Source organism: Defluviimonas sp. D31 (assembly GCF_033436765.1).
Classification (GTDB): domain Bacteria; phylum Pseudomonadota; class Alphaproteobacteria; order Rhodobacterales; family Rhodobacteraceae; genus Albidovulum.
Genome location: NZ_JAWQFN010000010.1, coordinates 156,786 through 166,535 on the forward strand (window position 1 = coordinate 156,786; position 9,750 = coordinate 166,535).

Here is a 9,750-nt window from a genome sequence, read left to right on the forward strand (position 1 = left end):
CGAGCAGAGACCCATGGAAACCGAAACCCTTGCCCTCGCGCAGGAGATGGACTTCTCCTTGCTTGCGCTGTTCTGGCGCGCCTCCTTCATCGTTCAGCTGGTGATGATCATGTTGACCGTGGCCAGCTTCTGGTCGTGGTCGATCATCGTGCAGAAGTTCATCTCCTTCCGCCAGGCTCGGCAGGAGGCGGCGGTTTTCGACCGTGCCTTCTGGTCGGGCGAGCCCCTCGACGAGCTCTTCGAGAAGATCGGTTCGCAGCCCGACGGGGCGTCCGAGAAGATCTTCGCCTCCGGCATGGTCGAATGGCGCCGGTCGCACCGCCAGGACGGCGAGCTGATTGCCGGCGCGCAGGCGCGGATCGACCGGTCGATGGACGTCGCCATCGTCAAAGCGACGGAAAGCCTGACGCGCGGCCTGCCGTTCCTCGCCACGGTCGGCTCCACCGCGCCCTTCGTCGGGCTCTTCGGTACCGTCTGGGGCATCAAGGTCGCCTTCGAGCAGATCGCGATCAGCCAGAACACCTCGCTCGCGGTCGTCGCGCCGGGGATCGCGGAGGCGCTCGTCGCCACCGCGCTCGGCCTCGTCGCGGCGATCCCGGCGGTGATCTTCTACAACAAGCTCTCGACCGACAGCGACCGGATCATCTCGGGCTACGAGGCCTTCGCCGACGAATTCGCCACGATCCTCTCGCGCCAGCTGGACGGCTGATCCGATGGGTGCGGGGGTGATGAAATCGGGCGGTGGCGGCGGCAGGCATCGCCGCCGCGGCGGGCGCGGCAAGGCCGGTGTCATGAGCGAGATCAACGTCACGCCCTTCGTGGACGTGATGCTGGTGCTTCTGATCATCTTCATGGTCGCGGCGCCCCTTCTGACCGTGGGCGTGCCCTTGGAACTGCCGAAGACCGCCGCGCAGGCGGTGGCGACCGAGCAGGAGGAGCCGCTGACGATCTCGGTCCAGGACGACGGCACGATCTCGATCCAGAACGAGCCGATCGCCGAGGACCAGCTCATCGGCAAGCTCCAGGCGATCTCGGCCGAGCGGACCGACGACAAGCTCTATCTGCGCGCCGACGGCAAGATCCCCTACGAGCGGGTCGTGCAGGTCATGGGCGCGCTGAACTCGGGCGGCTTCGCCAACATCGTGCTGGTCACCGATGCCGGGGGGCCGAGCTTCGACGGCCAGGGCGCGGCCGGGCAGGCGGGGAACTAGGGCACCGCCCATGGAGAGGTCCGAACGCACAGGCATGATCGTCTCGGGGGGCGCGCATCTCGGCGCGATCCTCTGGCTCATCCTGGGCGGCATCTTCTTTTCCCACGATCTGCCGCCGCCGGTGCAGACCTCGGAAGTGACGCTGATGTCCTCTGCCGAGTTCGCCGCATTGCAGGCCGCCGCGCCGACAGCCGCGACCGAGGCGCCGCCGCAGCCCTCGCTGCCCGAGCCCGCCGAGGCGACCCCGCCGCCGCCGAAGCCCGAGCCGAAGCCCGAGCCGCAGCCGGAGCCCGAGCCCGAACCGCAGCCGGAGCCCGATCCGGCGCCGGACGTCACCGAGATCACGCCGCCCGAGACGGTGGTCGAGGACACGCCGCCGACGCCGCCCGCGCCGCCGACCGAGATCCCGGCGGAAACCCAGCTTTCCGAGATCCAGCCCGATCCCAAGGCCGCCCCGCGCGTCGCGCCCGACCCGACCGAGGCGCCGGCAGAGAATATCGACACCGCCCCCGAGGCGGTGGCGGAAACCTCGCCCGAGCCCGCCGAGGAGGCCGTCCCCGAGGAGCCGGTCGAAGCCGCCGCCCCGCCGGAAGCCGGCGAGGTGCTGGAGACCGAGGCCAACAAGGACCAGACCGAGCTCGCCTCGGCCGCGCCGGCGTCCTCCGTCCGGCCCCGCACCAAGCCGGAGAAACCGGCACCCGCACCGGAACCGGAGCCGGCAGGCGAACCCGCGCCCGAGCCCGAGCCGGCCCCGACCGAAACCGCTGCGGCCGAGGCTCCCGAACCCGAGGCCCCCGCGCAGGACGCCGTCGCCGACGCGCTGGCCGAGGCGCTGGCGGGCGAGGCGTCCGAGGAACCGGCGCCGGGCACCGGCACCGCGCCCTCCGGCCCGCCCATGACCGGGGGCGAGAAGGACGCGCTGGTGATCGCGGTGAAGCAGTGCTGGAACGTCGGCGCGCTCTCGACGGATGCGCTGCGCACCGTCGTCACTGTCGGCGTCACCATGGAGCAGTCGGGAAAGCCCGTCACCGGTTCGATCCGCATGATCGGTTTCGAGGGCGGCACCGAGGCCTCCGCGCAGCAGGCCTACGAGGCCGGCCGGCGCGCTATCATCCGTTGCGGCCAGAACGGCTTTCCGTTGCCGGCCGAGAAATACGAACAGTGGCAAGAGGTCGAGATCGTCTTCAATCCCGAAAAGATGAGGATGAAGTGACCCCGCGCCGCGACACCATGAATCCGCCCCTAGCAAAAGGGAAAGCCATGACCTTCATCCGGACCCTCTGCGTCTCTCTCGCATTCGCCGGCATCGCCGCGCCGATGGTGGCGGCCGAACCGCTCAGGATCGTCATCGACGAGGGCATGATCGAGCCCTTGCCCTTCGCGGCGCCGAACTTCGTGGCCGAGAACCCCGGCGCGGCCGAGGTCGCGGCGGCGATGACCCAGGTGATCGTGGCGGACCTCGCCGGCACCGGGCTCTTCCGCGAGATCCCCTCTTCGGCCTTCATCAGCCAGGTCACGAGCTTCGACGCGCCGGTCTCCTATGCGGACTGGAAGGCGATCAACGCCCAGGCGCTGGTCACCGGCGCGGTCGCGGCGACCTCGGACGGGCGCATCAACGTCAAGTTCCGGCTCTACGACGTCTTCTCCGACGCGCCGCTCGGCGACGGGTTGCAGTTCGGCGGCGGGCAAGGCGACTGGCGGCGCATCGCCCACAAGGTCGCGGACCAGATCTACGCCCGCATCACAGGCGAAAGCGCCTATTTCGACAGCCGCGTCGTCTATGTCTCGGAAAGTGGTCCGAAGGACCAGCGGCTGAAGCGGCTGGCGATCATGGATTACGACGGCGCCAACGTGCAGTACCTGACGGACTCGTCCACCATCGTGCTCGCGCCGCGCTTCTCGCCCGCCGGCGACCGCATCCTCTACACCTCGTTCGAGACCGGCTTCCCGCGCATCAAGCTGATGGACATCGCCACCGTCTCCTCGCGGGCGCTCGCCGAGCTTTCCGGCAACATGACCTTCGCGCCGCGCTTCTCTCCGGACGGCGGAACCGTGGTCTTCTCGCTAGAACAGGGCGGCAATACCGACCTCTATTCGATGCAGCTCTCCTCGGGCCAGGTCAGCCAGCTCACGAACGCGCCCTCGATCGAGACGGCGCCCTCGTTCTCGCCCGACGGCAGCCAGATCGTCTTCGAAAGCGACCGGTCGGGGAACCAGCAGCTCTACGTCATGCCGGCGAGCGGCGGCGAACCGACGCGGATCAGCTTCGGCGAGGGCCGCTACGGCACCCCGGTCTGGAGCCCGCGCGGCGATCTCGTGGCCTTCACCAAGCAGAATGCCGGGCGGTTCCACATCGGCGTGATGCGGACCGACGGCAGCGAGGAGCGGCTTCTCACGGCCTCGTTCCTCGACGAGGGCCCGACCTGGGCGCCCAACGGACGGGTGATCATGTTCACCCGCGAGACCTCGGGCGCGGGCGGCGCGGCGCAGCTTTATTCGGTGGACATCTCGGGGCGGAACCTGCGCAAGGTGCCGATGGAAGGCGCCGCCTCGGATCCGGCGTGGTCGCCTCTCCTGCCGTGAGAACGGCGGATTCCCAAGGTCAAGACACAGTGTTATGGTAGCGGCCATCGAGCCAAGAACAAAGGCGGTAAACCCGATGTACAAAGTCTCCTCCCTCCTTCTCCTCGTTGGCGCGCTGGCGCTGTCGGCCTGTAACAATCCCGACCGCTATGGTGCCGGCAGCGGCGCTGGTGGCGTGGGTGGCGCGGGCGGTGCCGGCGGCTACGGCGCGGGCGGCATCACCGCGGGCGGCCTCGGTGACCCGAACGACCCGAACTCGCTGGCCTATTTCCAGCAGCGGATCGGCGACCGGGTGCTCTTCGCCGTCGACCAGTCGACGCTGACGGCGGAGGCGCAGGCAACGCTCGCGAGCCAGGCGGCGTGGCTGAACCAGCACCCGACCGCGACCGCCATCGTCGAGGGCCATGCCGACGAGCAGGGCACGCGCGAATACAACCTGGCACTCGGCGCGCGCCGCGCCTCGGCGGTGCAGCAGTACCTGATCGCGCAGGGCGTCGCGGCCAACCGGCTCCAGACCGTGTCCTACGGCAAGGAACGCCCGCTCGCCGTCTGCTCGGACGAGGCCTGCTATTCGCAGAACCGCCGCGCCGTCACGGTGATCGGCGCCGGCGCGGGCGTCTGAGGCGTTGCGCATGATCCGGTCGATCCTGACTTCCTTGGCGGCGGCGGCGGTTCTTGCCGCCCCCGCCTTTGCCCAGGACCGGGCGCAGACGCTGGCCGACATCCGGGCCGAGCTCTCGACGCTCGCGGGGCAGATCCAGGCGCTCCGGGGCGAGCTCGTCTCGGGCGGCGCCGCCGCGATGCAGGCCGCGGGCGGCGCCTCGGCGCTCGACCGGATGAACGCGATGGAGGCGGAGCTGTCGCGGCTCACCTCCCAGACCGAAGCCTTGCAGAACCAGGTCAACCGCGTGGTCGCCGACGGTTCGAACCGGATCGGCGACCTCGAGTTCCGCATCTGCGAGCTCGAGGAGGGCTGTGACCCGGCCAACCTGCCCATCACGCAGAGCCTCGGAGGCGCGCCCGCCGGCGCCGTCGCGGCAGCCCCGGCCACGCCCGTCACCCCGCTGCCCGTTCCGGGCACCGGCGGTTCCGCGGAACTTGCGGTCAGCGAACAGGNAACCTGCCCATCACGCAGAGCCTCGGAGGCGCGCCCGCCGGCGCCGTCGCGGCAGCCCCGGCCACGCCCGTCACCCCGCTGCCCGTTCCGGGCACCGGCGGTTCCGCGGAACTTGCGGTCAGCGAACAGGCGGATTTCGATCGGGCGAAGGCGGCGCTCGATTCCGGTGACTTTCAAGGCGCCGCCAACCAGTTTGCGGCCTTTACCGAAGCCTATACGGGCGGCCCCCTGACCGGCGAGGCGCACTACCTGCGCGGCGAGGCGCTGCGCCAGGCGGGCGACACGTCGAACGCGGCGCGGGCCTATCTGCAGGCCTTCTCCGGCCAGCCCGACGGGCCGCGTGCCCCGGCAGCACTCCTGAAGCTCGGCGCCTCTCTGGGGCTTCTGGGCCAGACCCAGGAGGCCTGCGTGACGCTTGGCGAGGTCGGCGTGCGCTTCCCGACCGCGCCCGAGGCGGTCGAGGCGACGACCGCGATGCAGGCGCTCGGCTGCCAGTGACGGCGGGCGAACTCCAGCACATCCTTGAAAAGGCATTCACGCCGGGCCCGCCAGACGGGCTCGGCGTCGCCGTTTCCGGGGGCGGCGATTCGATGGCGCTTCTCCATCTCGCGGCGGACTGGGCGCGCGAGGGCGGGTCGGAGATCGCGGCGGTGACGGTCGACCACCGGCTGAGGCCCGAGGCCGCTGAGGAGGCGCGGTTCGTGGCAGGGATCTGCGCGGGGCTCGGCGTCCCGCACGACACGCTGGTCTGGGATCACGGCGACATCGACGGCAACTTGCAGGATCAGGCGCGGCGCGCGCGCTACCGGCTCATAGGCGACTGGGCGCGGGGGCGGGGGCTTTCACATGTCGCTCTTGGCCATACGGCCGACGATCAGGCCGAGACCTTCCTGATGGAACTGGCGCGCAAGGCCGGGGTCGACGGGCTTTCCGGCATGCGCGGCGCTTGGACCGAGGGCGGCATCCGCTGGACGCGGCCGCTCCTTGCCGCGTCGCGCCGGGACCTGCGCGATATCCTTGCCGCGCGCGGCGCCTCCTGGGTCGAGGACCCGTCGAATCGCGACGACCGCTTCACCCGCGTGAAGGCGCGCCGCGTTCTCGAGGCGCTGGCGCCGCTCGGGATCACCGCCGACACCCTTTGCATGGTTGCCGAGCGGCTGGGGCAGGCACGGGCGGCGCTGGTGCAGGTCACGGCCGCAGCGGCAGCGGACCATGTGCGAACCACGGCGGGCGCCGTTCGCATCCCCCGCGAGGTTTTCCTTCGCGACCTTCCCCCCGAGGTCGCGCGGCGTCTGCTGGTCGGCGCGCTGCTTTGGGTGGCGCGGGCCGACTATCCGCCCCGGTCAGAAGCGGTCGACCGCGTTCTCTGCGTGATTCGCGACCTGAAAGCGGCAACGCTCCTCGGGTGCAGCATCCGCGTCACCGAGGACGAGATCGCCATTTCCCGCGAACCGAGGGCGGTCGCCGGTCTCGAGTCGGGACCCGATGTGCTCTGGGATGGCCGCTGGCGCGTGCGGGGGCCGCACGATTCCGGCCTGACGGTGCGGGCGCTTGGCGCCGAAGGGCTTGCTCAATGCCCGAATTGGCGTGAAACCGGGCATTCGCGCGCGGCGCTCTTGGTCACGCCGGCGATCTGGCGCGGCGAGGCGCTGGTTGCCGCGCCGCTCGCCGGCCGCGCGGAGGGCTGGACGGCGGAAATCGTCACAAGCTTCCGCTCTTTCCTCATCGCGCATTGAACCCGGCCCGCATATCTCTATTTTAGAAGCAAGCCCGCGCCGCCCGCCGTCGCGGCTGGAATTCGTTTGGAGGACTTCCCCTTGGGTAACGCGAGAAACATCGCCTTCTGGGTCGTGTTGTTTTTGTTGATCCTGGCGCTGTTCAATCTGTTCGGCAACGGCCAGACCACGATGAACTCGCGCACGCTGAGCTATTCGGACTTCATCCAGAAGGTCGATTCCGGCGAGGTCGGCGCCGTCGTCATCGACGGCGAGCAGGTGCAGGTGCAGACCCGCGACGGCCAGAACTGGGTGACCATCAAGCCCGAGGGCGAGGTTCTCAACGAGACCCTGATCGACAATCTGATCGCCAAGGGCGTCAGCGTTAAGGCCGAGCGCCAGCAGCAATCGGGCTTCTTCTCGGTCCTGTCGCTCTGGCTGCCGTTCCTCGTGCTCATCGGCATCTGGATCTTCTTCATGAACCGGATGCAGGGCGGCGGGCGCGGCGGCGCCATGGGCTTTGGAAAGTCGCGCGCCAAGCTCCTGACCGAAAAGCACGGCCGGGTGACCTTCGACGATGTCGCCGGCATCGACGAGGCCAAGGAGGAGCTCGAGGAGATCGTCGAGTTCCTGCGCAACCCGCAAAAGTTCTCGCGTCTCGGCGGCAAGATCCCGAAGGGCGCGCTGCTCGTCGGTCCTCCGGGCACCGGCAAGACGCTTCTGGCCCGCGCCATAGCCGGCGAGGCGGGCGTGCCGTTCTTCACCATTTCGGGCTCCGACTTCGTCGAGATGTTCGTGGGCGTCGGTGCGAGCCGTGTCCGTGACATGTTCGAACAGGCCAAGAAGAACGCGCCCTGCATCGTCTTCATCGACGAGATCGACGCGGTGGGCCGTTCGCGCGGTGTCGGCTACGGCGGCGGCAACGACGAGCGCGAGCAGACATTGAACCAACTCCTGGTCGAGATGGACGGGTTCGAGGCCAACGAGGGCATCATCATCGTCGCCGCGACCAACCGGCCCGACGTGCTCGACCCGGCGCTGCTGCGCCCGGGCCGCTTCGACCGCCAGGTGCAGGTGCCGAACCCGGACATCAAGGGCCGCGAGAAGATCCTCGGCGTCCATGCCCGCAAGGTGCCGCTCGCTCCCGATGTCGATCTGCGCATCATCGCCCGCGGCACGCCCGGTTTTTCCGGCGCCGATCTCGCCAACCTCGTGAACGAGGCCGCGCTTCTGGCCGCGCGTGTGGGCAAGCGATTCGTCTCGCTCGAGGATTTCGAGAAGGCCAAGGACAAGGTGATGATGGGCCCCGAGCGGCGCTCCATGGTCATGACCGAGGACGAGAAGAAGCTGACCGCCTATCACGAGGCCGGCCACGCGATCGTCGGCATCCATGTTCCGCAGCACGACCCGGTCCACAAGGTCACGATCATTCCGCGCGGCCGTGCGCTTGGCGTCACCTTCTACCTGCCCGAGCGTGACAAGCTCTCGCTGACGCGCGAGGCGGCCCTGTCGAAGCTCGCCTCGGCGATGGGCGGCAAGGCGGCGGAGGAGCTGGTTTTCGGCCCCGAGAACGTCACCAACGGCGCCTATTCGGACATCCAGCATGTCACCAACCTCGCCACCGCGATGGTCAGCCAGTGGGGCATGTCGGACAAGCTCGGCAACATCAACTACACCTCGACCCAGGAAAGCTTCCTCGGGTCGCAGTCGCATTTCAACGCCTCCGAGGAGAGCCGCGAGATAATCGACCAGGAGGTGCGGCGGCTGGTTGACGAGGCCTATGATCGCGCCAAGACGATCCTCAAGGACAACTGGCAGGAGATGGAAAACCTCGCCCAGGGGCTTCTGGAATACGAGACGCTCACCGGCGAGGACATGATGCGGGTGATCCGCGGCGATGCGCCGAAGACCGGCGACGACGAGGATGACAGTTCCGACAAGGGCAGCGCGGTGCCGTCCCTGACGGCGATTCCGAAGACGAAGAAGCCGAAGGAGCCGAAAGGCGGGCTGGAGCCGGAACCCTCGGCCTGAGGCGGCGGGAGGGGCGCGCGCGAGGGAGGCCACCATGCCAGGGCGCAGCGACTGGAATCCCGAAGCCTACGCGCAGTTCGGTGACCTGCGCCTGAGACCCGCGCTCGACCTTCTGGCGCGGGTCGGCGACCTCCCTGCGGGCGACATCGTCGACCTCGGCTGCGGCAGCGGTGCCGCCGGCGCGGCGCTGGCCGCGCGCTTCGGCGACCGCCGGCGGATCCACGGTGTCGACGCCTCGCCGGCGATGCTGAAGGCGGCACGGGGCGCGGGCTGCTACGACCGGCTGATCGAGGCCGACGCGGCGGTGTGGACCCCGGAGACGCCGCCGGCGCTCATCTTCTCCAACGCCGCGCTGCACTGGTTGCCCGATCACGACGTGCTCATGCCGCGGCTCGCGGCCTGCCTCGCGCCGAAGGGCGTTCTCGCGGTGCAGATGCCACGCCAGTACGGCGCGCCGTCGCACCGCTTCCTGCGCGACTTCGCCGCCGAGATGTTCCCCGACCGCTTCGATCTCGCCTCCTGGAAGGCGCCGGTGGGACCGCCGGTCGAGTATCACCGCATGCTGTCGGAACTCGGCCGGGTCGATGTGTGGGAAACCGATTACGTTCAGCGACTCGACCCAGCACCGGAAGGTCATCCGGTCCGCCGCTTCACGCAGGCGACGGCGATGCGGCCCTATCTCGACGCGTTGAGCGCCGCCGAGGCCGCGGATTTCATCCGCCGTTACGACCAGGGGCTCGCTGCCGCCTATCCGGTCGAGTCCGATGGCTCGGTCCTGTTTCCGTTCCGGCGGCTCTTCTTCACGCTGAGGCGCTGAGCCGGCCGCGGCGCGCCACGGCGCAAAGTGTCCCATTGCATGCCGAAGTTTCCGATGAGAAACAGACGCGGAGCGCGGCTGGCGATTCCGGCGGAGGATTGGTCGCAATCGGTCCGTTTCGTATCGGCCCTCGCCGCTATAGCCGGGGCGACGTCCCGACCCGGGCCCGAAGGAGAGACAGAGAAGATGGCGTTCAAGACGGATATTGAGATTGCGCGCGAGGCGAAGAAGCGTCCGATCATGGAGATTGGCGACAAGCTGGGGATCCCGGCGGAG

Annotated in this window: 9 protein-coding genes; all 9 read left to right on the forward strand. The window is 69.2% G+C overall.

All coding sequences use genetic code 11. The features are described from left to right. Nucleotides 1-13: 13 nt before the first annotated feature. The 9 genes from tolQ to R5H32_RS17015 all read left to right on the forward strand — a co-directional run bounded on the left by tolQ (nucleotide 14) and on the right by R5H32_RS17015 (nucleotide 9,474). On the forward strand, nucleotides 14-709 hold the full coding sequence (gene tolQ, locus R5H32_RS16970) for a protein TolQ (RefSeq protein WP_318339884.1): 696 nt from the start codon (nucleotides 14-16) through the stop codon (nucleotides 707-709). 4 nt (nucleotides 710-713) lie between these two features. Then, nucleotides 714-1,211 (forward strand): protein TolR, encoded by a 498-nt coding sequence (gene tolR, locus R5H32_RS16975; RefSeq protein ID WP_318339885.1) that lies wholly within the window; start codon nucleotides 714-716, stop codon nucleotides 1,209-1,211. A gap of 10 nt (nucleotides 1,212-1,221) precedes the next feature. Next, the gene (locus tag R5H32_RS16980; RefSeq protein WP_318339886.1) at nucleotides 1,222-2,424 is read left to right on the forward strand and encodes a hypothetical protein; all 1,203 of its coding nucleotides are present in this window, start codon (nucleotides 1,222-1,224) and stop codon (nucleotides 2,422-2,424) included. A gap of 47 nt (nucleotides 2,425-2,471) precedes the next feature. Further along, nucleotides 2,472-3,794, forward strand: a complete 1,323-nt coding sequence (gene tolB / locus R5H32_RS16985) for a Tol-Pal system beta propeller repeat protein TolB (protein ID WP_318339887.1) — start codon at nucleotides 2,472-2,474, stop codon at nucleotides 3,792-3,794. Nucleotides 3,795-3,870: 76 nt separating this feature from the next. After that, on the forward strand, nucleotides 3,871-4,416 hold the full coding sequence (gene pal, locus R5H32_RS16990; protein WP_318339888.1) for a peptidoglycan-associated lipoprotein Pal: 546 nt from the start codon (nucleotides 3,871-3,873) through the stop codon (nucleotides 4,414-4,416). A gap of 573 nt (nucleotides 4,417-4,989) precedes the next feature. Then, nucleotides 4,990-5,409 (forward strand): tol-pal system protein YbgF, encoded by a 420-nt coding sequence (gene ybgF, locus R5H32_RS17000; RefSeq protein ID WP_412099033.1) that lies wholly within the window; start codon nucleotides 4,990-4,992, stop codon nucleotides 5,407-5,409. Continuing rightward, entirely contained in the window at nucleotides 5,406-6,647 is a 1,242-nt protein-coding gene (gene tilS, locus R5H32_RS17005) for a tRNA lysidine(34) synthetase TilS (protein ID WP_318339890.1), read from the forward strand. Before ybgF ends, tilS begins: the two co-directional genes overlap by 4 nt. An 81-nt stretch (nucleotides 6,648-6,728) precedes the next feature. Then, complete coding sequence (gene ftsH, locus R5H32_RS17010) at nucleotides 6,729-8,657, forward strand: ATP-dependent zinc metalloprotease FtsH (RefSeq protein ID WP_318339891.1); 1,929 nt, start codon at nucleotides 6,729-6,731, stop codon at nucleotides 8,655-8,657. Nucleotides 8,658-8,691: 34 nt separating this feature from the next. Further along, complete coding sequence (locus R5H32_RS17015; protein ID WP_318339892.1) at nucleotides 8,692-9,474, forward strand: methyltransferase domain-containing protein; 783 nt, start codon at nucleotides 8,692-8,694, stop codon at nucleotides 9,472-9,474. Nucleotides 9,475-9,750: the final 276 nt, after the last annotated feature.

Bases quoted from the DNA above. Each gene is read 5' to 3' on its own strand.
- tolQ (WP_318339884.1), top strand. From the start codon at position 14: ATGGAAACCGAAACCCTTGCCCTCGCGCAGGAGATGGACTTCTCCTTG.
- tolR (WP_318339885.1), top strand. From the start codon at position 714: ATGGGTGCGGGGGTGATGAAATCGGGCGGTGGCGGCGGCAGGCATCGC.
- R5H32_RS16980 (WP_318339886.1), top strand. From the start codon at position 1,222: ATGGAGAGGTCCGAACGCACAGGCATGATCGTCTCGGGGGGCGCGCAT.
- tolB (WP_318339887.1), top strand. From the start codon at position 2,472: ATGACCTTCATCCGGACCCTCTGCGTCTCTCTCGCATTCGCCGGCATC.
- pal (WP_318339888.1), top strand. From the start codon at position 3,871: ATGTACAAAGTCTCCTCCCTCCTTCTCCTCGTTGGCGCGCTGGCGCTG.
- R5H32_RS17015 (WP_318339892.1), top strand. From the start codon at position 8,692: ATGCCAGGGCGCAGCGACTGGAATCCCGAAGCCTACGCGCAGTTCGGT.